This is a genomic window from Streptomyces sp. NPDC050509 (assembly GCF_044457965.1).
Taxonomy (GTDB): domain Bacteria; phylum Actinomycetota; class Actinomycetes; order Streptomycetales; family Streptomycetaceae; genus Streptomyces.
The window spans coordinates 1-25,399 of record NZ_JBITHL010000022.1 but is presented as its reverse complement, the minus strand read 5'-3'; the positions used below and the strand labels follow the sequence as shown (position 1 = coordinate 25,399).

The following is a 25,399-nucleotide window of genomic DNA, read 5'->3' as shown; positions in this document are numbered from 1 at the left end:
GGCGTGACGGGCCGCGTGACGGGGCCGACGGGCCGCGTCCTCGCGGCGTGACGGGCCGACGCGGGACCCGCACGCCGCCGCGGGCGGCGTCAGCCCGCCAGTGCCCCCGTGCGGCGCTCCGTCGTCGCGATCGTCGCCGAGCCGACGACGCGCGGGCCGTCGTACAGGACGATCGCCTGGCCGGGGGCCACGCCGCGGACCGGTTCGGCGAAGCGGACGTGGAGGGTGCCGTCGGCCAGTTCGGCGGTCACCGGAGTCTCGCCGCCGTGGGCGCGGAGCTGGGCCGTGTAGTCGCCGGGGCCGGTGGGGGCGGTGCCGCACCAGCGGGGCTTGAGGGCCGTGAGGGCCGTGACGTCGAGGGAGGCGGCGGGGCCGACCGTGACGCGGTTGTCGACCGGGGAGATGTCCAGGACGTAGCGCGGCTTGCCGTCGGCGGCCGGGTGGCCGATGCGCAGGCCCTTGCGCTGGCCGATGGTGAAGCCGAACGCGCCGTCGTGGCTGCCGATCTTCGTACCGGACTCGTCGACGATGTCGCCCTCGGCCCGGCCCAGGCGGTCCGCGAGGAAGCCCTGGGTGTCGCCGTCCGCGATGAAGCAGATGTCGTGGCTGTCGGGCTTCTTCGCCACGGCCAGGCCGCGGCGCTCGGCCTCGGCGCGGATCTCGTCCTTCGTGGTGAGCGTGTCGCCGAGGGGGAACATCGCGTGGGCGAGCTGCCGCTCGTCCAGGACGCCGAGGACGTACGACTGGTCCTTGGCCATGTCGCTGGCGCGGTGCAGTTCGCGCGCGCCGTCGGGGGCGGTGACGACCGTCGCGTAATGGCCCGTGCACACCGCGTCGAAGCCCAGCGCGAGCGCCTTGTCCAGCAGCGCCGCGAATTTGATCTTCTCGTTGCAGCGCAGACACGGGTTGGGGGTGCGGCCCGCCTCGTACTCCGCGACGAAGTCGTCCACGACGTCCTCGCGGAAGCGTTCCGCGAGATCCCACACGTAGAAGGGGATGCCGATCACATCGGCGGCGCGGCGCGCGTCGCGGGAGTCCTCGATGGTGCAGCAGCCGCGCGCGCCGGTGCGGAAGGACTGCGGGTTCGCGGAGAGCGCGAGGTGCACGCCGGTGACGTCGTGTCCCGCCTCGGCGGCGCGGGCGGCGGCGACGGCGGAGTCCACGCCGCCCGACATGGCGGCGAGTACGCGCAGGGGGCGCTGGGAATTCTGAGTCATAGCTCAACCAGGGTACGGCCCGGGGGAACCACAGTCGCGCGGATATGCGTTGACGATCATATGGGCGAGAACGAGCAGGGTACGGCAGGCAGCGGCGCGGGGGGCAGCCGCCGGGCGCCCGCGCCCCGGGACGGGAAGAAGATCGGCCGCAGAGCGGTGCTGATCGGCGGCGCCGCCGCCGTGGTCGGCGGCGGTGTTCTGGCGCGCGACGAGCTGGCTCGGTTCTGGTGGCAGGTGCCGGGCGTCGAGAGGCCGCGCACGGAGGGCGAGCTGGACTACGCCCCCTCGGAGTGGGTGGCGGCCTCGTCCGCGAACTGGCGGCGGGCCGACCGTCCCGAGGACTTCCGGATCGACCGGGTGGTCGTCCATGTCGTCCAGGGCAGCTACGACGTGGCGCTGAAGGTCTTCCGCGACCCGGGGCACGGCGCGGCGTCGCACTACGTGGTGCGCAAGGACGGCCATGTGGCGCAGATGATCCGCGAGCTGGACGTGGCGTACCACGCGGGGAACAGGAGCTACAACGAGCGCTCCATCGGCATCGAGCACGAGGGCTATGTGGACAGGCCGGAGTCGTTCACGGACGCGATGTACCGCTCGTCGGCTCGGCTGACGGCCGACATATGCAAGCGGTACGCGATACCGATCGACCGGGAGCACATAGTCGGGCACGTGGAGGTCCCGGGGACGGACCACACGGATCCGGGGACGCTCTGGGACTGGGACCGCTATCTGAAGCTGGTACGGGAGGCGGAGCCGGTCGAGCCCACGCCCTCGCCCTCGGTGTCCGCGCGGGGGGCGTGATCGGCGCGTAGCCCCCGCAAGGGGTGCACCCAGCGCCACCTCCGCACCTGGTGTCCACGCCCCGTGTGCCCGTCCCCGCGCGTCCGTAGCGTCGTCCCCGGCGGCGCGACGGGCGCCGCGACGGGGAGGGGCAGGACATGTTTCGTCGTAACGGTGGTACCAGTCGCACGCGTCACACAAGCCGCACGGGGACGGGGACGAGGGACCGCGCGGGCGGCGGGGACCGGGCCGGAGGCGTCGGGGGCGCGGAGGCGCTGCGGCTGGTCGGGGTGCGGAAGGTGTACGGGTCGGCCGGCGCCGGGAACGCGGTGACGGCGCTGGACGACGTGACGCTGAGCCTGTCCGCCGGGTCCTTCACCGCGGTCATGGGGCCCTCCGGCTCCGGCAAGTCCACCCTGCTCCAGTGCGCGGCCGGGCTCGACCTGCCGGACGGCGGTCGCGTCGTGGTCGACGGCGCGGAGCTGACGGGCGGCGACGAGGCGGCGCTGACGAGGTTCCGGCGGCGCCGGATCGGCTTCGTCTTCCAGCAGTACAACCTGCTGCCCTCGCTCACCGTGGAGCAGAACACCGTCCTGCCGCTGCGGCTGGCCGGGCGGGCCGTGGACCGGGACGGTGCCCGCCGGATCCTCACCCAGGTCGGCCTCGGCGACCGGCTCGGCCACCGGCCCGCGGAGCTGTCCGGCGGCCAGCGGCAGCGCGTCGCCATCGCCAGGGCGCTGGTCACCGGGCCCGCCGTGATCTTCGCGGACGAGCCGACGGGCGCGCTGGACACCCGGAGCGCGCGGGAGGTGCTGGGGCTGCTCCAGGAGGCCGTACGGGTGCACGGCAGGACGGTGGTGATGGTCACACACGACCCGGTGGCCGCCTCGTACGCCGACTCCGTGGTCTTCCTGGCGGACGGCAGGCTCGCCGGGCGGCTCGACGCGCCGACGGCGGACGCGGTCGCGGAGCGGCTCGCGCACCTCGGCGACGCGGTCGGCAACGGTACGCGGGCGGGGGTCTGAGCCATGTTCCTCCTCTCCATGCGCTCCGTACGGCACCGTCCCGGGCGTTTCCTCGCCACCCTGCTCTCCGCCTTCCTGGGGGCGGCGATCCTCATGGCGTTCAACTCGCTGCACGACACGGCGGGCGCGAACGATGTCGGCCCCGCCGATGCGGAGACCCTCGGCCTGGTGGGCGGGGTGGTCGGCGGCTACGGGGCCCTGCTGGTGTTCTTCGCCGTCGCCTCCACCCTGACGGTGAACGTGACGCAGCGCGGCGCCGAGATCGCCCTGCTGCGCAGTACGGGGGCCACCCCGGCGCAGATCGCGCGGATGGTGGTGGGTGAGGCGGTGGCCGTGGGGCTGCTGGGCACGCTGCTCGCGGTGGGGCCCGCGATGCTGGGCGGGCGGGTGCTGCTCGGGATGTTCCAGGACACCGGTCAGGTCGCCGGGTCCGTGGCGTACGCCTTCGGTCCTGTCGGGCTGGGGGCGGGCGCGGGCGTCACGCTGCTGGCCTCGGTGGGCGCGGCGTTCCTCGCGGTACGGCGGGCGACGCGCGCCGCGTCGGCGAATCCGCCCGCTCCCCGCCGCCGGCTGCGGAGTGTGGGCGCCTGCGCCGCGCTGGTCGCCGGTACGGCCGGGGTGTGCGCCACCTTCGCGATCGACGCGGCGGAGCCCGCGCTGATGGCGGCGCCGGCCTGTGGCGCGATCCTGCTCTCCGTCGGCTTCGCGCTCCTCGCCCCGGACCTGCTGCGCTGGGCCCTGGACCGGCTGGCGCGGCCGGTCGGCGCGGTCGCGGGGGCGAGCGGCTGGCTGACCGTCCACACGCTGCGGGAGCGGGCGCCGCGGCTCGCGACGGTGCTGATGCCGCTGACCCTGTTCACGGGGATCGCGACGGGGACGCTCTACATGCAGACCCTGGAGACCGGCGCGATCGAGGCGTCCGGCCTCGCCCGGTCGGTCGAGGACCGCAATCTGGAGACGGTGAACCTGGTCGTCGTCGGGATCGTCGTGGCCTTCGCCTGCGTCACGCTGATCAACACCCTGTACGCGGCGACCTCGTACCGGCGCGCCGAGTTCGGCACCCAGCGCCTCGCCGGGGCGACGCCGGGGCAGGTCCTCGGGACGGTCGGGGCCGAGTCCCTGGTGCTGACGGTGACCGGCGTGTTCTTCGGTACGGTCGCGGGGCTCGCCGGGATCCTGCCGTTCAGCCTGGTCCGTACCGAGGCGGTGCTGCCGGACCAGGGCCCCGGGATCTGGCTGGGTGTGGTGGCGGTCGCCGCCGGTGCGACGCTGCTCACCACCCTGGGCACGGCGCGCGGCGCACTGCGCGTCCCGGCGACGGAGGCGGTGGCCCGCGCGGCGTGAGCAGTGGCCCGCGCGGCGTGAGCGGCGGCCCGCGCGGCGTGAGCGGCGGCCCGCGCGGCGTGAGCGGCGGCCCGCGCGGCGTGAGCGGTCAGCTCAGGCCCGCGTTGCGCGCGCGGTCGACCGCCGGGCCGATGGCCCGGGCGACCGCCGCCACGTCCGCCGCCGTGGACGTGTGGCCGAGCGAGAAGCGCAGGGTGCCCCTGGCCAGGTCCGGGTCGCTGCCGGTGGCCAGCAGGACATGGCTGGGCTGGGCCACCCCCGCCGTACAGGCGGAGCCGGTGGAGCACGCGATGCCCTGCGCGTCGAGCAGCAGGAGCAGGGAGTCGCCCTCGCAGCCGGGGAAGCTGAAGTGCGCGTTGGCGGCGAGGCGGTGGTCGGGGTCGCCGCCGAGGACCGCGTCGGGGACGGCGGCCCGTACCGCCGTGATCAGTTCGTCCCGCAGGGCGCCGATCTCGCGGGCGAACTCCTCGCGCCGTTCGGCGGCGAGCCGGCCCGCGACGGCGAAGGCGGCGACGGCGGGCACGTCGAGGGTGCCCGAGCGGACATGGCGCTCCTGGCCACCGCCGTGCAGCACGGGCACGGGGGTGTGCTCCCGGCCGAGCAGCAGGGCGCCGATACCGTACGGGCCGCCGATCTTGTGGCTGGAGACGGTCATCGCGGCGAGCCCCGAGGCCCCGAAGTCCAGCTCGGTCTGGCCGAACGCCTGGACCGCGTCGGAGTGCAGCGGAATGTCGAACTCCGCCGCCACCTCGGCCAGTTCCGGGACCGGCAGGATCGTCCCGATCTCGTTGTTGGCCCACATGACGGTGGCGAGGGCGACGTCGAGCGGGTTCCGTTCGATCGCCTCGCGCAGCACGCCGGGCAGGACCCGCCCGTAGGGGTCGACGGGGAGGTATTCGACGGTCGCGCCCTCGTGTGCGCCGAGCCATTCGACGGCGTCGAGGACGGCGTGGTGCTCCACGGGGCTGGCCAGCACCCTGGTCCTGGCCGGGTCGGCGTCGCGGCGGGACCAGTACAGGCCCTTCACGGCGAGGTTGTCGGCCTCCGTGCCGCCCGAGGTGAAGACCACCTCGCTGGGGCGCGCGCCGAGGGCCTCCGCGAACGTCTCACGGGCCTCCTCGACGGTACGGCGGGCCCGGCGCCCGGCGGCGTGGAGCGAGGAGGCGTTGCCGGCGAGGCCGAACTGGGCGGTCATCGCCTCGATCGCCTCCGGCAGCATCGGAGTGGTCGCGGCGTGGTCGAGGTAAGCCATGGTGGGCCCGATTCTACGAGCGCGGACGGGCGCCGGTGACGGCACCCCGCTGGACGCGGGCGTCAGTCGCGGGGCGCGCGGGCCAGTTGGCGGGACTGGGCCACCAGCCGGTCCGCGCTGTCCCAGATCTCCGCGTCCTCCTCCAGGAAGCCGCCGGCCAGGTTACGGGTGGTGATGGCGACCCTCAGCGGCCCCGGCGCCGGGCGGCAGCGGACGTGGACGGTCAGTTCGACGGTCGGCGTCCAGCCCCGCAGGCCCAGGTCGAAGGAGGTCGGCGGCAGCGCGTCGACGGTGAACAGCAGCGAGAGCGGGTCGGGGGCGCGGCCGTCCGCGAGGTCGAACCAGGCACGCATCTCGCCCCGCCCCGAGGGCTCGCCGACCGCCCAGCCGACCGTGGCGGGGTCGATCCGCATGGCGAGCCGGTCGAGGATGGTGAAGTCGCCCTCCGGCGCCGGTCCGTCGGCGGTGCCGACGCACCGTTCCCGCGGCGGTATCTCGGGCGGCTTGGCGGTGGTCCTTACGTCGTCGGGGAGGGCGTCCAGGTCGCCGTACGAGGCGAGGAACCGGATCCGCTCCACCTCGTTGCCGTCCTCCCCGGTCTGGAAGAGGGACGCCTGGCCGGTGGAGAGCGTACGGCCGGTGCGCAGGGTCTCGGTCCGTACGACGGCGGGGCCCGGCGCCGAGGGCGTGAGGTAGTGGGCGGACACGGCGAACGGGTCGGAGTGCGGCAGGGCGTCGCCGAGCGCGCGGCCCATGACGGCCAGCAGATAGCCGCCGTTGACGATGTTCATGACGGTCCAGCCCGGGAAGAGCCGGGTGTCGTACACGCCGGGGGCGCGGAGGGAGACGGCCGTCTCGCGGTCGAACTCGCTGTCACCGATGGATGCCTGTGCCATGGGACGCAACCGTACAACACGTCTGTACTAAGCGGTAGCTTAAGCGGATTGCCGCATCGGCGGATCAGAGGATTGGTGCACCGGACGGGCCCCAGGGCCAGGAGCCGCCGCACAGGCCCTCACGCGGGCTCCTCCGCCGCCGAGCGACGGTTCCAGGCGCGCGGCGCCCGCCAGTGGAAGCGCATCGCGAGCAGCCGCAGCACGAACGCCGTCAGTACGGCGACCCCGCTGGTGAGGCCGTTGAGCACGTCGAAGCGGATGCAGAGCGCCACCATCGTGGCGCCGACGATGGCGGGCACGGCGTAGAGGTCGCGGTCCCAGCGCAGCAGCGAGGGCACCTCGTTGGCGAGGACGTCGCGCAGCACACCGCCGCCGACGGCCGTGGCCATGCCGAGGACGACCGAGGAGGTCAGGCCGAGCCCGTACTCGTACGCCTTGGTGGTCCCCGTGACGCAGAAGAGGCCGAGCCCCGCCGCGTCGAAGACGTTGACCGCGCCCTGGATCCGCTCGACGTGGGGGTGGAGGAAGAAGACCAGCGCGGTCGCCACCAGCGGCATGGAGAAGTAGCCGAGATCGGTGAAGGCGGCGGGCGGCACCGCTCCGATGATCAGATCACGGAGCAGCCCTCCGCCCAGCGCGGTGATCTCGGCCAGCACCGCCATACCGAAGACGTCGAAGTTCTTCCGTACGGCGAGCAGGGCGCCGGAGATCGCGAAGACGAAGATCCCGACGAGGTCGAGCGCATGCTGGACGGAGGGCGTGAATAGGTCGTGGAGCACCCGGACAGTGTGCCGGTATCCGCACATACGGGCGAACCCCGGCCACCGGGCCGGGGCCACGGCTCAGCCGCGACCCCGGCCCGGTGCGGGCTACTCCTTGGCGGCTCCGCCGGTCCCGCCGATCTCCTTGACCGGCTCCGCGACCGCCTTCGCCGCGGCCTCGCCCGCCCCGTCCGCCAGCTCGATCGTCTCCCGCGCCGCCACCGAGACCGTGTCCTGCGGACGCTGGTCCGGCGCGTTCTCCGGGTGGTGGCAGGCCGCCTGGTGGCCCGGCCCGAGCTGGATCAGCGGCGGCTCGGTCGTCTTGCAGACCTCCGTCGCCTTCCAGCACCGGGTGTGGAACCGGCAGCCGCTCGGCGGTGAGATCGGCGACGGCACATCGCCCTTGAGCAGGATCCGGTCGCTCTTGCCGCCGCGCCGGCTCGGGTCGGGCACCGGCACGGCCGACAGCAGCGCCTTCGTGTACGGGTGCTTGGGCGACTCGTACAGCGACTTGCGGTCCGCCAGCTCGACGATCTTGCCGAGGTACATCACCGCGATCCGGTCCGACACATGGCGGATGACCGAGAGGTCGTGCGCGATGATCACGTACGTCAGCCCCAGCTCCTCCTGGAGGTCGTCCAGCAGGTTCACCACCTGGGCCTGGATCGACACGTCCAGCGCCGAGACCGGCTCGTCGGCGACGACCAGCTTCGGGTTGAGCGCCAGCGCCCGCGCGATGCCGATGCGCTGGCGCTGTCCGCCGGAGAACTCGTGCGGGTAGCGGTTGTAGTGCTCGGGGCTCAGGCCCACCAGCTCCAGCAGCCGCTGCACCTCCTTCTTCACGCCGCCCTCGGGCTCGATGCCCTGGAGCTTGAAGGGGGTGGAGACGATCCCGCCGACGGTGTGGCGCGGGTTCAGCGAACCGTACGGGTCCTGGAAGATCATCTGGATGTCACGGCGCATCGGCCGCAGCGCGCCCGCGGACATGTGCGTGATGTCCCGGCCCTCGAACTCGACCTTGCCACCGGTCGGTTCGAGCAGCCGCGTGATCAGCCGGCCCATCGTCGACTTGCCGCACCCGGACTCGCCGACGACGCCCAGGGTCTCCCCGGGACGTACGTCGAAGGAGAGCCCGTCGACCGCCTGGACGGCGCCGGCCTTGCGTTTCAGCAGCCCTTTGGTGATCGGGAAGTGCTTGACCAGGCCGGTGACCCTGAGGATCGGCTCGACACCGTCCGACGGACCGCCCGTCGCGGCCCCACCCGCCGCGACCTGCTCCGGAATCTTCTTCGTCAGCTCAGTCACAGCTTCGGCGCAATCTCTTCGGTCCAGATCTTTTCCCGCTCCGCACGCGACATGTGGCAGGCGGAGAAGTGCCCGTCGGTGATCTCCCGCAGGTCGGGACGGACCGTACGGGCGAGGTCGTCCTTGGGGACGTCGGCGTACGGGCAGCGCGGGTTGAAGGCACAGCCGGACGGGACGTTGATCAGGCTGGGCGGGGTCCCCTTGACCGGCACCAGCCGGTCGGTCTGCTCACGGTCGATACGGGGCATCGAGCCCAGCAGGCCCCAGGTGTAGGGGTGCTGCGGCTGGTAGAAGACCTTCTCCGACGAGCCGCGCTCGATGCAGCGCCCCGCGTACATCACGAGCAGCTCGTCCGCGATCTCGGCGACGACGCCGAGGTCGTGGGTGATGATGACGACCGCCGAGTGGAACTCCTTCTGGAGGTCCCGGATGAGGTCGAGGATCTGCGCCTGGACGGTCACGTCCAGGGCGGTCGTCGGCTCGTCGGCGATCAGCAGCTCGGGGTTGTTCACCAGCGACATCGCGATCATCGCGCGCTGGCGCATACCGCCGGAGAACTGGTGCGGGTAGTCGTGGTAGCGGCGGGCCGGCTCGGGGATGCCGACCCGGTCGAGCATCTCGACGGCCCGCTTCTTGGCGGTCTTCTTGTCGACCTTGTTGTGGACGCGGTACGCCTCCACGATCTGCGCGCCGATGCTGTAGTACGGGTGCAGCGCGGACAGCGGGTCCTGGAAGATCATCGCCATCTTGTGGCCGCGCAGCGCACGCACCCGCTCGGGGCCCGCGCCGATCAGCTCCTCGCCGTCCAGCCAGATCTCGCCGGAGATCCGGGCGCGCTCGGAGTTGTGCAGCCCCATGATGCCCAGGGAGGTCACGGACTTCCCGGAGCCGGACTCGCCGACGATGCCGAGGGTCCTGCCCGCCTGGAGGTCGAAGCTGACGCCGTCGACGGACTTCACGAGGCCGTCGTCGGTGTCGAAGTGGATGCGGAGGTCGCGTACGGAGAGGAACGCGTCCCGCGCGGCCCCCGTGGCCGGCGCCGGAGCGCCCGCGGTGGCCGTCCCCGTACCGGCGCCCTTGCCCGCGTCGTCCCCGCTCGCGTCCTTCGTCTTGCTCACGTCGCTCATGAGAGCCTCACCCGGGGGTCGATCGCGGCGTACACGAGGTCCACCAGCAGATTGCAGAGAACGATGAAGAAGGCGGCGACCAGCGTCACGCCCATCACGATGGGCAGGTCGCTGCGGGTCACGCCCTGGATGGCGTACGCGCCCATCCCCTGGAAGGAGAAGACGCGCTCCGTGATGACCGCGCCGCCGAGGAGCAGCGCGAAGTCCATGCCGAAGATGGTGATGAGCGGGGTCAGCGCGGCGCGCAGGCCGTGCTTGACGACCACCTGGCGCTCCCGCAGCCCCTTCGCCCGCGCGGTTCTGATGTAGTCCTCGCCCATGGTCTCCAGCATCCCGGCGCGGGTGAGCCGCGCGTAGAGGGCGGAGTACAGGAAGGCGAGGGTGCACCAGGGAAGGATGAGGTTCCACGCCCATTCACCGGGGCTCTCGGAGAAGGGCACGAACTGCAGCTCCTCCCAGATCGTCCAGTGGAAGCTGAACAGCGCGAGGGAGACCAGGCCGGTGAAGAACATCGGCAGCGAGACGCCGGCCAGGGCGATGCCCATGGTCAGACGGTCGAAGATCGAGCCCCGCTTGAGCGCGGAGAGGACGCCGATGGCGACACCGGAGACGACCCAGATGACCGCCGCGCCGATGGCCAGCGAGAAGGTGACCGGGATGCGCTGGACGATCTCGGGCCAGACCTCGACGTGCGTCTTGAAGGAGTAGCCGAAGCACGGCGCGTTGCACACCGAGGGGTTGGGGCCGAGGTTGTACTCGGCACCGACCACGATGGCCTTGATGAAGTGCCAGTACTGGAGGTAGAGGGGGTCGTCGAGTCCCAGGTTCGCCTTGATCGCGGCGATGGCGGCGGGATCGGCGCCCTTACCGACGTACTGGGCGGCCAGTGAATCGGTCGTCTGGCCGCCCAGCCGGGGCACCAGGAAGAAGATCGCGAACGTGACTGCGCTGACCACCAGCAGCAGCAACACCGCGGCGAATACGCGTCGGATGATGTACGCAGCCACAGCCGTACGGTGTCGGGTCGTGCGGGCGGGGTACGCCCGTGCGACCCAGCACCTTCACCTGCCTTTCGGGGGGTGCTGTTTGATGTAACAGGTGTTACTGAATGTGTAGCCGAGCGGGCCCGGAGTCTGCGCCGAGCCCGCTCGGCAGGTCACGCGGACTTACTTGGACGAGCTCATCAGCACGTAGTCGTACATACCGAGGTACGACTCCGCGACGGTGACGTTGGTCGCCGAGTCCGGGCGGTAGAGCAGGTTCTTCTTGTAGAAGAGCGGCACGGCGGAGGCGTTCTCCAGGACCAGCTTGTCGACCTCGCCCCACTTCTCACCGCGAGCGGTGGCGTCGAGGGTGCCGATGCCGTCGGTCAGCGCCTTGTTGATCTTCGGGTCGTTCAGCTCCATCAGGTTCGTGCCACCGGACGGCTTGATGGCCGAGCCGTTCACGATCGAGTCGAGGAAGCCGTAGCCGGTGGGCCAGTCAGCGCCCCAGGCCATCATCATCAGGCCGGCCTTGTTGTCGTGGACCCACTTGGGGGAGCCCGCGAAGTCCGTGAAGTACTTGTCGGCCGGGAACTGCTTGATGTCGGCCTCGATGCCGATCGCCTTCAGGCTCTGCTGGATCTGCGTGGCGGCCTGGACCTCGTCGGGACGGTCGGAACGCGCCGTCAGCGAGGTCTTGAAGCCCTTCGGCTGACCGCACTTGGTGAGCTGTTCCTTGGCCTTGGCCGCGTCGCCCTTGTTGCCCGCGGTCGGGTACAGGTCGAACTTCTTGTAGCCGGCGACCGACGGCGGGATCATCGTGGTGGCGGGGTCACCCTTGACCGAGCCGCCGACCGCGTCGACCACGCCGGCCTTGTCCACGGCGTACTGCACGGCCTTGCGGCACTCGATGTTGTCGAACGGCTTCACGTTGACGTTCATCGCCAGGTAGGCGAGCGCGCCGGCGTAGGGGTTGTCCGTCCGGGCCTTCTCGGCCGGCTTGACGAGCACCTTCGGCTGCGTCTTGGACTGGAGCCCGGTGCCGGCGATGTCCGCGGTGATCGTGTCGCTGAGCAGGTGCTCGTCGACCGTCGAGGCGTTGACGTTGAACTTCAGCTCGATCTTGTCCGGCAGAGCCTTGCGGATCGGGTCCGTAGCCGGGTCCCACTCGGGGTTCCGGGAGAACGTCGCGCCACGGCTCTCGCTGTACGTGTCGAACTTGTACGGGCCCGAGGACACGATCTTCTGGACGTACTCGGCGCCCGTGTCGGCCTTCTGCGGGACCGGGGCCGTCTGCGAGAACGCGGCCAGGTAGTCCATGTCCGCGAACGGCTTGTTCAGCTTGAAGGTGATCGTGTACTTGTCCGGGGTCTCGATGGACTTGAGACCGTCGGGCGACTTGTCCTTGTACGGACCCTTGTACTTGTCGCCACCCTCCAGGTACGACTTGAAGTACGTCGGTCCGTTGGAGATGGCCTCGGGCGCGAAGTTGGAGCGCTCGATGGCGTACTTGACGTCCGCCGAGGTGATCTCCGTGCCGTCCTGGAACTTGACGCCCTTACGGAGCGTGTACGTCCAGGTCTTGGCGTCCGGGCTGCCCTTGCCGAGGGAGGTCGCCAGGTCGGGAACGACCGTGAGGCCCTCCTTGCCGGCGGCCGGCTTGAACGTCACCAGGGAACGGGCGTACATGCGGGAGAAGTTCTGCACCCAGCCGTAGTACGTGTTGCCCGGGTCCAGGGAGTCCGGGCCACTGGAGTGCTCGTACGTGACCGTCCCCCCCTTCTTGGTGCTGGCGTTGACGATGCTGCTCAGTCCGGCATCGGCCTTCGCGCTGCCGCCCCCATTGCCGTCCTTGCTGTCGCTGTCGCCGCTGCCGCAGGCGGTAGCACCGAGTGCCAACGCCAGCGTGGCGGCGATGGCCGATGCTGTCTTTCTGCTGTTCACCTGAGGAAAGCCCCCTCGATCGATGGTGCGGCCGGGCCGCGATTACTTGCCACGGGGGTCGAGTGCGTCACGCAGACCGTCCCCCAGCAGATTGAAGGCCAGCACGGTGATGAAGATCGCCATGCCAGGAATGACCATGAACATCGGGTCAACCTGGTACAGGTCGACCGCGGTGGACAGCATGCCGCCCCACGAGGACTGCGGCGGGGCGATACCGACGCCGAGGAAGCTCAGGGAAGCCTCGAAGAGGATGTTGGTGGGGATCAGCAGCGTCGAGTAGACGAGGATCGGCGCGATCAGGTTCGGCAGCAGCTCCCGGAAGAGGATGAACGGACCGCGGGCGCCCAGCGACCTGGCCGCCTCCACGAACTCCCGCTCGCGCAGGCTGAGCGTCTGCGCGCGCACGATCCGGCCGATGTACGGCCAACTGAAGAAGCCGATCACGAAGATCAGTACGGCGATGCGCAGCGAGAGCCCTTCGAGCCCGAACACGCTGCCCTGGAGCGACGCGGAGATCGAGATCGCGAAGAGGAGCAGCGGGAAGGCGAGGAAGGTGTCCATCATGCGGCTGATGGCGCTGTCGACCCAGCCGCCGTAGAAGCCGGCCACGACGCCCATCACGACGCCGATGACGACGGAGAGCAGCGTGGACCCGGCCGCGACGACCAGGGAGACCCAGGAGCCCTCGATGATGCGGGCCAGGATGTCCCGGCCGGTCTGCGGTTCGACGCCCAGAGGGTGGTCCCAGCTCATGCCGCCGAAACTGCCCTTGGGTGCGAGCAGGGTGGGGTCGACCAGGTCCTGGTTGAAGGCGTTGGGGTCAAGACCGAAGAAGGACTGGAGCGGTTTGGAGAGTACGGCGACAAGGACCAGCAGGATCACGATGACGCCGCCCGCCATGGCGACCTTGTCCCGTTTGAAACGCGTCCACGCGATCCGGCCGAGCGAACGGCCCTCGATCTGCTTGCCCCCGGCGCCTTCCAGCACCGCTTCCGGCTGCGCTTGCGCCGCCGACCCGGTGGTCTCGATAGGTGCCGTCATTGCGCTGGAGACCCCTCTCGGCCGACGGTGGCCGGCCTGTGACCGCCGCTGTAGCGGCTCGTTCGCTTCATTGATGTCGCATGGTGGTCCCCCCGGTTCGGGAGATCTGCTTCTGTCAGCGCGTCGCCCACACATCAGTCGCACATACGTGCCGATGCCACCTGCTGGAGGGAGTCTTCAGCCCTATCGCGATCACCCGCCAGCCCCATCGGGGAATGTTTGCTCAACCGTGATGCGATCAGAGGGTTACCGTTATACGGACACGACTTTGACCTCAACGGACGAGACGGATCACCAATCCGTCAGAATCCGCCAGAACGGGCATGCCTGACACACCCGTTCCTCCCCCGTGGAGCGTTCAGTATGCGCGAGAGGCGGGGGGCGGATAGCCGTATCCGGTGGACTGGACGGGCGCCGCCTGCGCCGCGTGCGCCTCCCGGTCGTAGAACGGGCGGGAGTTGACGCGCAGCCACATCGTGACCGGGTCGTACTCGTCGGACATCGCGACCGTGGAGACCGGCAGTCCCTCGGGGACGGCGCCGATCGACTGACGCATCATCGCGCGTACGGAGTCGACGGAGGCCGGGCTCGTGTCGTACAGGTCGAGGCCGATCGCCAGGTACGGGGCGCCCAGCGCCGGCTGCACCCACGCCCGGCGCAGCGAGCGCACGGCGGGCGTGCGGTGCGCGTTCTGGGTGAGCAGGGCGTAGAACTGCGGGAGTTGGATGGCGGGCTCGGAGAGCCGCAGCGGGCCCGCGGGCATCCGGTCGAGGCCGGTGGCGATCCGGCGCAGGTCCAGCCACGGGATACCGAGGCCGCCGCCGGGGGCGTGCGGATTGAGCCAGATCCCCCAGCGGTCCGGGTAGAGGGCGCGGGCGATGTCTCGGCCGGAAACCACCTCGTGCGCCCGGGCCCAGCCGCTGGCGGACAGCTCCTGCGCGGAGGTGACGCAGGGCGCGTAGCCCAGCCCGTCGACCTCCATGTTGCCGTACTGGGCGTCGGGTGAACCGGCCTGGCCGTGCCAGAGCAGCATCCAGACGCTGTCGTCGGCGAGGGCCTGGAGCAGCGCCTCGTACGCGTCGTACCGTCCCGGCGTCACCTGGCGCAGCATGTGCTCGACCTGCCCGGCCGCCGCGGTGCCTGACGCGCTCACTCTGGGTCCCGCCCCTCTTAGTTCCACCACTCGTCCCGCTCCCCGGCGCCGCGCGGTGCGCCGGCCCGGCCATCAAACCAGCTTAGGCGGCTGGCCTGACACCGACTTGACGGCCGGTGTGCGTCCCGCATAGGCGGAGAGGTGCGGTACGGCTGATTCCGGCCGCATATGCGCCCTGCCCTTACCCGTGCCGCCGCCGGGCCGTGTCCGGGATGTGCCCGCCCCGTTGTCCCGCCCCGTGAACCGTTGTCCCGCCCCCTCGAACCGCCCCGCTGTCCCGCCGCGCGAACCGCCCCGCGAGCCGCCCCGTCACCGTGGCGGCGACATGCCCGCGACTACGGGTCCTACCCGCCCCGGCCGGTCGTATCCCTCCGTCGTACCCCGGACGGAATACGGCGGACGGTTGTACGGAGGTTCGCACGCAGGGTCGTGCGGGGGGCCATGTGGGGGGGGGCCGTACGGAGGCCGTACGGAGGCCGTACGGAGGAATCCCCGTCCGGCCGTCCCGCCTACGCCCGCTCGTAGAAGGGCCTGACCTTCGCCAGCATCCACTCGCCGACCGGATCCTGTGTCAGGTCCAGCAGCAGGAGGTTGACCGGCCAGGCCACCGGTACCCGGCCGAGCGCGCGGCCGAGCGCGTCCATCGGCGCGTTGCGGTCGGCGGCCTCCCAGGAGGAGAGCTGGACGCCGATGAAGAGCACCGGCGGCTCGCCCTCGACGCTGGCGAGCGCGCGGCGGGCGGTGGCCACCGTGCCCGTCGCCCCGAACTCGGCGGCGGCGGCGGAGAGGAAGTCGACCGGGTCCTCCTTCCAGTCCGGCTGGAAGAGCCTGACCCGGCCGCCGCTGGCCGGTCCGTCGAGCGGCGTACGCCCCACCCGGCACAGCTCGGCGACGGCGAGCGGCGGCAGCGGCGCCCCGACCGCGCCACCGGGGTTGATCGCGATGCCGAGCTGCGGGGGCAGTCCGCGGGCGAAGTCGCGGGCCGGCGCGACGGTGAACGCCATGCGGTCGCCGACGCAGCTGAGGAACTGCTGGTGCGAGCTGAAGACCGGGACGTACGCGGCGCCGTCGATCTCCACCGTCGGCAGATCGAGGTCGGGGCTGTCGGGGCCGCCCCCGTTGGGCAGCGGCACCCAGACCTCGCTGCGTCCGAGCACCTCGACCAGCCGTCCGCCCGCGGCGTCATTGCCGAGCGAGGCGGTGAGCACCTCTTCCAGCTCGTTGCCCGGCCATGCTGTGTTCACCACTGTGCACCTCTCCACCCCGTCCGCCCAGGACCCTGCCGCAGCACCCTAACGCCGCAGGCCGCGGGGTGCGCCGCGCCGGTCGCCCCGGCGCGTGGGTCACTCCGTGTCCGGTGCCGTTAAGAAGGCGATCCGCTCCAACGCGCCCGCCGCGTCCCGGTCCAGCAGCACGGCGGAGGCGCACCCTTCCGGGAGCCGGCCCGCCTGGGCGTCCGTGAGCAGCCGGCCGACCGCGCCGCGGTGGCGCGCGAAGGCGTACCCCGAGACGCCCCGGCCGCGCTCGCGCTGGCCCTCCCTGGCGGTCTCGGGCGCCACGTCCAGCAGGAGCAGGTGCAGCCGGCGTCCGCGCGCGAGAGCCTCCCTGGCGAGCCAGCGCCGTACCCATGTCTGCGTACCGCAGTCGTGCACGACGAGGCTCGCGCCGGAGCGCAGCGCGCGCCGGAGCCCCGCGTAGTGCGCCGTCCGTACCAGGGGGCGGTAGACGGCGTAGGGCAGCGCGGGCGGCATCAGCCGCGCCCAGCGGTCCCGCGCGTCCTGGGAGTCGATGCCGCGGCCCTCGGCGGCCCGCCGGATCAGCGTGGACTTGCCGCTGCCGGGCAACCCGGAGACGACCACCAGGTCCCCGGCGTCGAAGACCAGCCCGTCGGGGCCTCCTCCCTGTCCCAGCCCCCGCAGATCGCGCACGGCCGGCGCGGCGGGCGCGCTCATCACCCCGGCGGGACCCGCCGGGGTGGGGCCCGCCGGGGTGGGGCCCGCCCCCACCGGGCCGTCGCCGACCACGCTCACGCCCTGCTGTGCGGGCACACCCGCGGTCGTGGCACATGTGCCGGACCCCTGCGAGATCATCGCCGTCCCCCTGTCAGCTCAGTCCGTGTCAGCTCAGTGCGTATCAGCTCAGTGCGTCTGGCCCATGACTCTTGCCCATGAAGTGTAAAGACTTGGTAATGTCCCGCAAGCTTCTCACTCGTACCCGCGACGCGCCCGGCCATCCGCGCGACGGCGTGCCGACCGGCCGCGCCGCTCCGCGGCGGCCCGTGCGATGATGTGCCCGCCAACTGCATACCGGCCGTTTGAATCCGCGCGGGAGAGTCCCGGTCACCGTGTGCGCCGGGCGCCGAAGGAGCAAGTACCTCCCTTGAATCTCTCAGGCCCCGTACCGCGTGGATGAGGCAGATCTGAAAAGCGGGCCGCCTTGTCGCGGCTCCACCCAAGGTGCAAGTCATGACCTCCTTTACGCGGGGTCGTGATGAACCTCTCAGGTTCCGATGACAGATGGGGAGGATCGTCCTCGCCGTCATGCCCTGGGAGCCACACCGATGAGCCATGTCCCCCCGAGCAGCACCCCCCGTCGTACCGCCCTCGACGCCACGCACCGCGCGCTGGGCGCGACCATGACCGACTTCGCGGGCTGGGACATGCCGCTGCGCTACGGCAGTGAGCGCGACGAGCACACCGCCGTCCGCACCCGCGCCGGGCTCTTCGACCTCTCCCACATGGGCGAGATCACCGTCACGGGGCCGGACGCCGGACGGTTCCTCGACCACGCGCTCGTCGGCAACATCGGCGCCGTGGCCGTCGGCCGGGCCCGCTACACGATGATCTGCCGGGAGGACGGCGGGATCCTGGACGACCTGATCGTCTACCGCCTCGGCGAGGACACGTACATGGTCGTCGCCAACGCCTCCAACGCGGGGACCGTCCTGGACGCGCTCACCGCCCGCGCCACGGGGTTCGACGCCGCCGTACGGGACGACCGCGACGCGTACGCGCTGCTCGCCGTCCAGGGCCCGGAGTCCCCCGGCATCCTGAAGGCGCTGACCGACGCCGACCTCGACGGGCTCAAGTACTACGCGGGCCTGCCGGGCACCGTCGCCGGGGTTCCCGCCCTGATCGCGCGGACCGGCTACACCGGTGAGGACGGCTTCGAGCTCTTCGTCGAGCCCCGGCACGCGGAGGAGCTGTGGAAGGCGCTCACCGAGGCCGGCGCGGGGGCCGGGCTGGTGCCCTGCGGGCTCTCCTGCCGTGACACCCTCCGTCTCGAAGCGGGCATGCCGCTGTACGGGAACGAGCTGTCCACCGCGCTGACCCCGTTCGACGCGGGCCTCGGCCGGGTCGTGAAGTTCGACAAGACCTCGAACGGCGGCGACTTCGTCGGCCGCGCGGCGCTGGAGGCGGCGGCCGAGCGCGCCGCGTCCGCCCCGCCGCGCACGCTGGTCGGCCTGATCGCCGAGGGCCGCCGCGTCCCGCGCTCCGGGTACCCGGTGGTCGCCGGCGGCGCCGTCGTGGGCGAGGTCACCTCGGGCGCCCCGTCGCCGACGCTGGGCCGGCCGATCGCGATGGCGTACGTGGACGCCGCGCACGCCGCGCCCGGTACGGCGGGGGTCGGCGTGGACATCCGGGGCTCCCAGGAGCCGTACGAGGTCGTGGCGCTGCCGTTCTACAAGCGCCAGAAGTGATTCGTCCGTCGTCCGTTCGCTGTTCGTTCGTTCCGTACCGTCTCGGTCCGTAAGACAGCGGTTCCGCACCACACCCCCGCGTACAGGAGAATTCAGGTCATGAGCAACCCCCAGCAGCTTCGCTACAGCAAGGAGCACGAGTGGCTGACGGCCGCCGAGAACGGCGTGTCGACGGTCGGCATCACGGAGTACGCGGCCAACGCCCTCGGCGATGTCGTGTACGCCCAGCTTCCCGAGGTCGGTGACACGGTGACCGCGGGCGAGACCTGCGGAGAGCTGGAGTCCACCAAGTCCGTCAGCGATCTGTACGCCCCGGTGACCGGCGAGGTCACCGAGACGAACCAGGACGTCGTGGACGACCCCTCACTGGTGAACTCCGCGCCCTTCGAGGGCGGCTGGCTGTTCAAGGTACGCGTCACCGAGGAGCCGAAGGACCTGCTCACCGCGGACGAATACGCAGAGTTCTCCGGCAACTGACGTGACGCAGCTCACCCGGCCGACCCCGCACCAAGACACCCCAGGGACCGTGATGTCTTCGAAGTCGCTTCTGAACGCCTCACTCCACGAGCTGGACCCCGACGTCGCCGCCGCTGTCGACGCCGAACTCCACCGCCAGCAGTCCACCCTCGAAATGATCGCCTCGGAGAACTTCGCCCCGGTCGCGGTCATGGAGGCCCAGGGCTCCGTACTGACCAACAAGTACGCCGAGGGCTACCCGGGCCGCCGCTACTACGGCGGCTGTGAGCACGTCGACGTGGTCGAGCAGATCGCCATCGACCGGGTGAAGGCGCTCTTCGGCGCCGAGCACGCGAACGTACAGCCGCACTCGGGCGCCCAGGCGAACGCCGCCGCGATGTTCGCGCTGCTCTCCCCCGGCGACACGATCATGGGTCTGAACCTCGCGCACGGCGGGCACCTCACCCACGGCATGAAGATCAACTTCTCCGGCAAGCTCTACAACGTCGTCGCGTACCACGTCGACGGCGAGACCGGCCAGATCGACATGGCCGAGGTCGAGCGGCTCGCCAAGGAGTCCCGCCCGAAGCTGATCGTGGCCGGCTGGTCCGCGTACCCCCGTCAGCTCGACTTCGCGGCCTTCCGCCGGATCGCGGACGAGGTCGGCGCCTACCTGATGGTCGACATGGCGCACTTCGCCGGTCTGGTCGCCGCCGGGCTGCACCCCAACCCGGTGCCGCACGCCCACGTCGTCACCACGACCACGCACAAGACCCTCGGCGGTCCGCGCGGCGGCGTGATCCTCTCCACCAAGGAACTGGCGAAGAAGATCAACTCCGCGGTCTTCCCCGGCCAGCAGGGCGGCCCGCTGGAGCATGTCATCGCGGGCAAGGCGGTCTCGTTCAAGGTGGCGGCCACGGACGAGTTCAAGGAGCGCCAGCAGCGCACCCTGGACGGCGCCCGGATCCTCGCCGAGCGGCTGGTGCAGCCGGACGTGACCGAGGTGGGCGTCTCCGTCCTCTCCGGCGGTACGGACGTGCACCTGGTCCTGGTCGACCTGCGCAACTCGGAGCTGGACGGCCAGCAGGCCGAGGACCGGCTCCACGAGGTCGGCATCACCGTCAACCGCAACGCCGTCCCGAACGACCCGCGCCCCCCGATGGTCACCTCGGGCCTGCGGATCGGCACCCCGGCGCTCGCCACCCGCGGCTTCACCGCGGAGGACTTCACCGAGGTCGCCGACATCATCGCGGCGGCGCTGAAGCCGGAGTTCGACCGCGAGGCACTGGCCGGCCGGGTCACCGCGCTCGCCGAGAAGCACCCGCTGTACCCGGGCCTGTAATCCCGTCCCGGGTACGCCGGGGCACCGCGCACGCCGGACCACCACCCCCGGTCCGCGCGGCGCGGTGCCCCGTCCCACGTACGGCCTCTTCGCCGTACGACACCTTGTAAGGAGTCACCACCCGTGGCCATCTCGGTCTTCGACCTGTTCTCGGTCGGCATCGGCCCCTCCAGTTCCCACACGGTCGGCCCGATGCGGGCGGCGGGGCTGTTCGCGCGCCGCCTCAAGAACGAGGGCCTGCTCGCCCACACTGCGTCCGTACGGTGCGAGCTGTACGGCTCGCTCGGCGCGACCGGGCACGGCCACGGCACCCCGAAGGCCGTCCTCCTGGGCCTGGAGGGCGACTCCCCGCGCACCGTCGACGTGGAGAACGCCGACGACCAGGTGGCACGCATCCGCGACACCGGCCGGCTCAGCCTGCTCGGCGTGCACGAGATCGCCTTCGACAGCGACACGGACCTGGTCCTGCACCGCCGCAAGGCCCTGCCGTACCACGCCAACGGCATGACGGTGTTCGCGTACGACGCCGGAGGCGCCCCGCTGCTGGAGAAGACGTACTACTCGGTGGGCGGCGGCTTCGTCGTCGACGAATCCGTGCTGGACGAAGGCGCCTCGGGCGAGGACCGCATCAAACTGGACGACACGGTCCTGAAACACCCCTTCCGCACCGGCGACGAACTGCTGCGGCTCTCCGCCGACACGGGTCTGTCGATCTCCGCGCTGATGCTGGAGAACGAGAAGGCGTGGCGCACGGAGGACGAGATCCGCGCCGGGCTGCTGGAGATCTGGCAGGTCATGCAGGCATGCGTCTCCCGGGGCATGTCCCGCGAGGGCATCCTCCCCGGCGGCCTCAAGGTCCGCCGCCGCGCCGCCCACTCGGCCCGCCAACTGCGCGCCGAGGGCGACCAGCAGGCCCACGCGATGGAGTGGATCACGCTGTACGCGATGGCCGTGAACGAGGAGAACGCGGCGGGCGGCCGGGTCGTCACCGCCCCGACGAACGGCGCGGCCGGCATCATCCCGGCCGTCCTGCACTACTACATGAACTTCGCGGCGGGCGGCGCGACGGCGGCGGAGAAGGACGAGAACGTGGTCCGCTTCCTCCTCGCGGCCGGCGCCATCGGCATGCTCTTCAAGGAGAACGCCTCCATCTCCGGCGCCGAGGTCGGCTGCCAGGGCGAGGTCGGCTCGGCCTGCTCCATGGCGGCGGGCGCCCTCGCCGAGGTCCTGGGCGGCAGCGCGGAACAGGTCGAGAACGCGGCCGAGATCGGCATGGAACACAACCTGGGCCTGACCTGCGACCCGGTCGGCGGCCTGGTCCAGATCCCGTGCATCGAACGCAACGGCATGGCGGCGGTGAAGGCGGTCACGGCGGCGAAGATGGCGCTGCGCGGGGACGGCAGCCACAAGGTCTCCCTGGACAAGGTCATCAAGACGATGAAGGAGACCGGCGCGGACATGTCGGTCAAGTACAAGGAGACCGCGCGGGGCGGGCTCGCGGTGAACATCATCGAGTGCTGAGAGAACCCGCTCTGATCAGGCAGTTCTCGTCTTTCAGCTCTGTCACGGTCTTTCCCGTCTCCCTGGCGGATCGTCCCTGAAGAGTCCCTCTGACAGAGCTGAAAGTCCCTGAAAAGTCCCTGGGCCAGCGGCCATCCCAGACCCGCGCAGACGTCCATCGCCCAGACCAATGCATTACCAGACCGTGAGCGATCATGCTGCGTGGTGCCGGGTCGTACTCTGCTACTCGCAAAGTTTGCTCCCCGCTGACAGATCCGTGCAGCCCCCACCTAGGCGGTGGAGGATCGCAGTGACTTGAGCCTGAGGTAGCAGCAGGACTCGGGGCGCGCGCCGGTCGGGCTGTCCGAGGAAGTCCTCTTCTCGTCCGCCGGCCGCAGTATGCCTGGCAACGGAACATCGACCCTGGTGCCCCATGCGCCCGTGCCGTGGCGATGCCTAGCTGATGCAGTCCGCGAGGTCCCGTTCGAGGGCGGCCTTCGGCTTGGCGCCGACGACCGTCTTGGTGACCTTGCCGTCGACGTGGACGTTCATCATCGGGATGGACATCACGCCGAACTGCACTGCGGTCGTCGGGTTTTCGTCGAGGCTCGGCGCCGAATCGTTCGGCCTGGGCGCGCATGTGGCCCATGAGGTCGGGGCCCTGGATGCCTTCGGGGAAGCCGGGGAAGTTCTCGACCTCGGTGGTGGTCATCAGCGCGCCGCCGACCGTGATCGAGCCGCAGAAGACGAGCGGCTTGAGGTCGGCGCGGGCGGTGCAGAGGGCGGCGGTGCAGCCGGAGGGGCCGGAGCCTATGACGATGACGTTCCGGACCTCACTCATGCCGTGACCTCCGGCGCGATCTCGGCGATCAGGCCCTCGACGCGCTTCTTGAACTCGTCACGGATGGGGCGTACGGCTTCGACGCCCTGCCCCGCCGGGTCGTCCAGAGTCCAGTCGCGATAGCGCTTACCGGGGAAGACGCTTTCCGCACAGTCGGCCGCACTCTACTGGTGCCGTGAGTTTTTGATCTTTGTCATGAGACTCTCGTCGAACCAGTCGGCCGCGCGCAGCGTGGCAATCCACCGCTCCTGTTGCTCAGGGGTCAGCCTGTCGATGAACAGCACACCGTCCAGGTGATCGGTCTCGTGCTGGATGCAGCGGGCCAGGATCCCGTCCCCGACGACCTGGACCGGGTCGCCCTTCATGGTGAAGCCTTTCGCCACGACGTTCATCCGACGCTTGGTGTCAAGGAAGACGCCAGGTATGGACAGGCATCCCTCCATACCGTCCTGTTCCTCCTCGTCCGGGAAGTCCAAGACGGGATTGACCAGATGGTCCAGATCGCCGCGACCGTCGAACAGCTTGGGGCTCCAGACGAACACCCGGAGCCCGACACCGAGCTGGGGCGCGGCAAGCCCGGCCCCTCTGCTGTCGCTCAGCGTCTCGCGCAGATCGCCGACCAAGGTGTGCAGCTCAGCATCGAAGTCGGTCACCGGCTTGGCAGGCTCCCGCAGAACCGGGTCACCGAGTTTCCTGATCGAGACAATCGTCATGCGAACCTCTTCCTATCGAACGGCCACTATCCGTGTCCGACCACTGTCACTGGCCTCACAACAGGCATGCCAGACTCGCCGTTCCCCACCCCTGCGGAGGCAGGCTTCCATGCCGGCCCGCTCAATCCACAGCTACGCAAGGACAATACTTTCATGCTCGACGTCTTGTCCGAGCTGGTTGATCACATGGCGTGGCTCGGCTGCGCCGACCTGCACCACCGTGGCGGGCAGGCCGAGGGCAGGCTTGATCGCCGCAGGATTCGGATCGACCTCGGAGGAGGCCGATGTCGAGGTCAAGGTCGAGGTCGATCCTCAGTGCCGTCGGCTTCCTGACAGCGGACAGCACGGCGGGCGGGTCGGCGGGCGGTGGAGGGTCGGGCCGGTGACGCTCCCCCTGGGCGCGGAAGCGACCGCCGCACTCGGCCCCTTCCTGGTCGTCGGATTCCTGGGACGCCGGCTCGCCCGCCGGATCGGGCAGCCCGGCGTCGTCGGCGAGATCGCGTTCGGCATGCTGCTCGGGCCGGCGGTGCTCGGCTGGACCTGACCGAAGGCGCAGCCCGTCCCCACTGCGAGGGCGGGCGGCCTGCGGGCCAGTTCCTTCGGCCGGTGCACCTCGACTCCGGCACCGGCCAGGGCGCGCGTGCCCTCGCCCAGGAGTTCAACGTGCACGCCACCGAAGTCCACCACCTCACCGCGAGGTTCGGACTCCACCGTGACAGCACACGGCCACGCCGCGCCCGAAAAGCCTGAAACCCTCAAGCACACACGGAGTTTCCGAGACGCTGGAGCGACTCACGGCCCCGCATCGTCCGGCGCCGAAATCCGGTCGTGACCGGAAAGGCTCAGCACTGTGGCCGGCCGCATGTCGATCCAGTTCTCTTCGATGTAGGCCACGCATCGCTCACGCGTGTCGGAGGGGTGCACAATGCGCCAGCCTTGAGGCACCTGGGCAAAGTCCGGCCACAACGAGTGCTGGCCTTCCTCGTTTTTCAGCACGAGAAAGCCTCCGCGCTCGTCTTCGAAAGGATTGGTCATCGCATTGCCCTTCGTGGGAGAGAAGTATCATCGGTGGCCATGAGCGAGCCGAGCGAGGACGCCCGCCAATACCGGGCCGATCTGCTCCAGGGCATCGGGTCGCAGCATGCGATTGTGGCTCGAATCGACATCATGAACGCTGATCCCGCCAACGATGTGGGGCCGCCATTTCTCGGCAAGGTTCACGGTCTTGATTCCGCCGTCTTCTTCCAACGCGGCCGTGAAAAGGGTCAGATCGCCGTGAAAACGGCGAGGCTCGTGTGCCCCGTGCAGTTGGGCATGTTGAGTGAAGCCCAGCATGATCACACGCAGCGTGTGCGGGTCCACCAGGGCATCCACCGGCGCACCGGCGGCTCGCAGGGCGTCCACGACGTCGTCCACGTCGGCGAACTCCGGCTGTCCTGGCGGGAGAACACCGTGACCGTAGGAAAGCTGATCGAAGAGCAGACGGAGTAGCTGCTGTTCACTCGGTCGGGAATGTTCGTCGCTGGACGCCGTGTGATCGGGCGGTGTCGAGTCGAGCATGGCCAGCATGGCCACTTCCTGCCCGTCGGCCTGCAACTGGACGGCCATGGCGTGGGCGACCACGCCGCCGAAGGACCATCCCAACAGGTAATAGGGTCCGGCCGGCTGGATGGTACGGATCTGCCGAACGTAGTCCGCGGCCATCTCCTCCACTGTCGGCGGAGATTGTTCCGATCGGGTCAGTGCTCGTGCCTGGAGTCCGTAGACGGGGCGCTCGCGATCGATGTGCCGCAGAAGTCCGGCGTAGGGCCAACCGACTCCACCGCCGGGGTGAACGCAGAACACGGGAGACGCGCTGCCCGTGGAGCGCAGCGGCAGGAGGACCTCAAGCCCACGTCCCGAGGAGTCGCCTTCCATCGCCTGTGCCAGGGCGGCCACCGTCGGCGCGTCGAACAGGGTTCGTACACCCAACTCCACACCGAACAACTTACGAATACGCGAGACCACTTGCGTCGCCAA

General features: G+C 70.5%; 24 protein-coding genes, 3 pseudogenes and 1 riboswitch. Of the genes and pseudogenes, 8 read left to right on the top strand and 19 right to left on the bottom strand.

All coding sequences use genetic code 11. The features are described from left to right. Nucleotides 1–89: 89 nt before the first annotated feature. Nucleotides 90–1,217 (bottom strand): tRNA 2-thiouridine(34) synthase MnmA, encoded by a 1,128-nt coding sequence (mnmA, locus tag ACIBJC_RS37760; protein ID WP_399300937.1) that lies wholly within the window; start codon nucleotides 1,215–1,217, stop codon nucleotides 90–92. A gap of 60 nt (nucleotides 1,218–1,277) precedes the next feature. Here mnmA and ACIBJC_RS37755 point away from each other — a divergent pair, with 60 nt between their 5' ends. From ACIBJC_RS37755 to ACIBJC_RS37745, 3 genes are all read left to right on the top strand, one after another. Beyond that, nucleotides 1,278–2,018 carry an N-acetylmuramoyl-L-alanine amidase gene (locus ACIBJC_RS37755; protein WP_399300935.1) on the top strand — a complete coding sequence of 247 codons (741 nt, stop codon included), beginning with the start codon at nucleotides 1,278–1,280 and terminating at the stop codon, nucleotides 2,016–2,018. A 137-nt stretch (nucleotides 2,019–2,155) separates the two neighbouring features. Next, nucleotides 2,156–3,022, top strand: coding sequence for an ABC transporter ATP-binding protein (locus ACIBJC_RS37750; protein ID WP_399300933.1), 867 nt, complete (start codon nucleotides 2,156–2,158; stop codon nucleotides 3,020–3,022). A 3-nt stretch (nucleotides 3,023–3,025) separates the two neighbouring features. Next, complete coding sequence (locus ACIBJC_RS37745) at nucleotides 3,026–4,366, top strand: FtsX-like permease family protein (protein ID WP_399300932.1); 1,341 nt, start codon at nucleotides 3,026–3,028, stop codon at nucleotides 4,364–4,366. Nucleotides 4,367–4,454: 88 nt separating this feature from the next. Here the strand turns inward: ACIBJC_RS37745 and ACIBJC_RS37740 are convergent, their stop codons facing one another. The 11 genes from ACIBJC_RS37740 to ACIBJC_RS37690 form a co-directional block, all read right to left on the bottom strand. Continuing rightward, entirely contained in the window at nucleotides 4,455–5,618 is a 1,164-nt protein-coding gene (locus tag ACIBJC_RS37740; RefSeq protein WP_399300930.1) for a cysteine desulfurase family protein, read from the bottom strand. 62 nt (nucleotides 5,619–5,680) lie between these two features. Then, nucleotides 5,681–6,514: a thioesterase family protein gene (locus tag ACIBJC_RS37735; RefSeq protein ID WP_399300928.1), complete on the bottom strand. Its 834-nt coding sequence runs from the start codon at nucleotides 6,512–6,514 to the stop codon at nucleotides 5,681–5,683. 119 nt (nucleotides 6,515–6,633) lie between these two features. Next, nucleotides 6,634–7,293, bottom strand: a complete 660-nt coding sequence (locus ACIBJC_RS37730) for a trimeric intracellular cation channel family protein (RefSeq protein WP_329822094.1) — start codon at nucleotides 7,291–7,293, stop codon at nucleotides 6,634–6,636. A gap of 90 nt (nucleotides 7,294–7,383) precedes the next feature. Beyond that, nucleotides 7,384–8,580 (bottom strand): ABC transporter ATP-binding protein, encoded by a 1,197-nt coding sequence (locus ACIBJC_RS37725; protein ID WP_399300926.1) that lies wholly within the window; start codon nucleotides 8,578–8,580, stop codon nucleotides 7,384–7,386. Further along, nucleotides 8,577–9,707 carry an ABC transporter ATP-binding protein gene (locus ACIBJC_RS37720; RefSeq protein ID WP_399300924.1) on the bottom strand — a complete coding sequence of 377 codons (1,131 nt, stop codon included), beginning with the start codon at nucleotides 9,705–9,707 and terminating at the stop codon, nucleotides 8,577–8,579. The genes ACIBJC_RS37725 and ACIBJC_RS37720 overlap by 4 nt, the downstream gene beginning before the upstream one ends. Then, complete coding sequence (locus ACIBJC_RS37715) at nucleotides 9,704–10,714, bottom strand: ABC transporter permease (RefSeq protein WP_399300922.1); 1,011 nt, start codon at nucleotides 10,712–10,714, stop codon at nucleotides 9,704–9,706. Before ACIBJC_RS37715 ends, ACIBJC_RS37720 begins: the two co-directional genes overlap by 4 nt. Nucleotides 10,715–10,873: 159 nt before the next feature. Continuing rightward, on the bottom strand, nucleotides 10,874–12,634 hold the full coding sequence (locus tag ACIBJC_RS37710) for an ABC transporter substrate-binding protein (protein ID WP_399300920.1): 1,761 nt from the start codon (nucleotides 12,632–12,634) through the stop codon (nucleotides 10,874–10,876). A 42-nt stretch (nucleotides 12,635–12,676) separates the two neighbouring features. Then, nucleotides 12,677–13,675, bottom strand: coding sequence for an ABC transporter permease (locus tag ACIBJC_RS37705; RefSeq protein ID WP_399300918.1), 999 nt, complete (start codon nucleotides 13,673–13,675; stop codon nucleotides 12,677–12,679). Between the two features lie 358 nt (nucleotides 13,676–14,033). Beyond that, nucleotides 14,034–14,828, bottom strand: coding sequence for an enhanced serine sensitivity protein SseB C-terminal domain-containing protein (locus tag ACIBJC_RS37700; RefSeq protein ID WP_399300916.1), 795 nt, complete (start codon nucleotides 14,826–14,828; stop codon nucleotides 14,034–14,036). Between the two features lie 509 nt (nucleotides 14,829–15,337). Continuing rightward, nucleotides 15,338–16,072 carry an enhanced serine sensitivity protein SseB gene (locus tag ACIBJC_RS37695; protein ID WP_399300914.1) on the bottom strand — a complete coding sequence of 245 codons (735 nt, stop codon included), beginning with the start codon at nucleotides 16,070–16,072 and terminating at the stop codon, nucleotides 15,338–15,340. A gap of 99 nt (nucleotides 16,073–16,171) precedes the next feature. Beyond that, nucleotides 16,172–16,876, bottom strand: a complete 705-nt coding sequence (locus tag ACIBJC_RS37690) for an AAA family ATPase (RefSeq protein WP_399300912.1) — start codon at nucleotides 16,874–16,876, stop codon at nucleotides 16,172–16,174. A 267-nt stretch (nucleotides 16,877–17,143) separates the two neighbouring features. After that, a riboswitch (glycine riboswitch) is annotated at nucleotides 17,144–17,241 on the top strand. Between the two features lie 147 nt (nucleotides 17,242–17,388). Between ACIBJC_RS37690 and gcvT the strand changes: the two genes are divergently transcribed. The 4 genes from gcvT to ACIBJC_RS37670 all read left to right on the top strand — a co-directional run bounded on the left by gcvT (nucleotide 17,389) and on the right by ACIBJC_RS37670 (nucleotide 21,847). After that, complete coding sequence (gene gcvT, locus ACIBJC_RS37685; RefSeq protein WP_399300910.1) at nucleotides 17,389–18,528, top strand: glycine cleavage system aminomethyltransferase GcvT; 1,140 nt, start codon at nucleotides 17,389–17,391, stop codon at nucleotides 18,526–18,528. 99 nt (nucleotides 18,529–18,627) lie between these two features. Then, nucleotides 18,628–19,005, top strand: coding sequence for a glycine cleavage system protein GcvH (gene gcvH / locus ACIBJC_RS37680; RefSeq protein WP_399300908.1), 378 nt, complete (start codon nucleotides 18,628–18,630; stop codon nucleotides 19,003–19,005). Between the two features lie 52 nt (nucleotides 19,006–19,057). Continuing rightward, nucleotides 19,058–20,326 (top strand): serine hydroxymethyltransferase, encoded by a 1,269-nt coding sequence (gene glyA / locus ACIBJC_RS37675; RefSeq protein ID WP_399300906.1) that lies wholly within the window; start codon nucleotides 19,058–19,060, stop codon nucleotides 20,324–20,326. Nucleotides 20,327–20,449: 123 nt separating this feature from the next. Next, nucleotides 20,450–21,847, top strand: a complete 1,398-nt coding sequence (locus tag ACIBJC_RS37670) for an L-serine ammonia-lyase (protein WP_399300904.1) — start codon at nucleotides 20,450–20,452, stop codon at nucleotides 21,845–21,847. A gap of 435 nt (nucleotides 21,848–22,282) precedes the next feature. Here ACIBJC_RS37670 and ACIBJC_RS37665 read toward each other — a convergent pair. The 5 genes and pseudogenes from ACIBJC_RS37665 to ACIBJC_RS37645 all read right to left on the bottom strand — a co-directional run. Next, nucleotides 22,283–22,435, bottom strand: a pseudogene (locus ACIBJC_RS37665) (thioredoxin domain-containing protein); the annotation flags it as partial. Then, nucleotides 22,401–22,667: pseudogene (locus ACIBJC_RS37660) on the bottom strand (NAD(P)/FAD-dependent oxidoreductase); the annotation flags it as partial. The pseudogenes ACIBJC_RS37660 and ACIBJC_RS37665, both read right to left, overlap by 35 nt. Next, nucleotides 22,664–22,807, bottom strand: a pseudogene (locus tag ACIBJC_RS37655) (phosphotyrosine protein phosphatase); the annotation flags it as partial. The pseudogenes ACIBJC_RS37660 and ACIBJC_RS37655, both read right to left, overlap by 4 nt. Nucleotides 22,808–22,831: 24 nt before the next feature. Beyond that, nucleotides 22,832–23,380: a peptide deformylase gene (gene def, locus ACIBJC_RS37650; protein ID WP_399300902.1), complete on the bottom strand. Its 549-nt coding sequence runs from the start codon at nucleotides 23,378–23,380 to the stop codon at nucleotides 22,832–22,834. Nucleotides 23,381–23,512: 132 nt separating this feature from the next. Then, nucleotides 23,513–23,677, bottom strand: coding sequence for a hypothetical protein (locus ACIBJC_RS37645; RefSeq protein WP_399300900.1), 165 nt, complete (start codon nucleotides 23,675–23,677; stop codon nucleotides 23,513–23,515). A gap of 85 nt (nucleotides 23,678–23,762) precedes the next feature. Here ACIBJC_RS37645 and ACIBJC_RS37640 point away from each other — a divergent pair, with 85 nt between their 5' ends. After that, nucleotides 23,763–23,924, top strand: coding sequence for a hypothetical protein (locus ACIBJC_RS37640; RefSeq protein ID WP_399300898.1), 162 nt, complete (start codon nucleotides 23,763–23,765; stop codon nucleotides 23,922–23,924). Between the two features lie 248 nt (nucleotides 23,925–24,172). Here the strand turns inward: ACIBJC_RS37640 and ACIBJC_RS37635 are convergent, their stop codons facing one another. Together ACIBJC_RS37635 and ACIBJC_RS37630 are read right to left on the bottom strand one after the other, a co-directional pair. Continuing rightward, entirely contained in the window at nucleotides 24,173–24,415 is a 243-nt protein-coding gene (locus tag ACIBJC_RS37635) for an MbtH family protein (RefSeq protein WP_399300896.1), read from the bottom strand. A gap of 27 nt (nucleotides 24,416–24,442) precedes the next feature. Next, nucleotides 24,443–25,399: alpha/beta fold hydrolase (locus ACIBJC_RS37630; RefSeq protein WP_399300894.1), on the bottom strand; the 957-nt coding region annotated here is incomplete at its 5' end.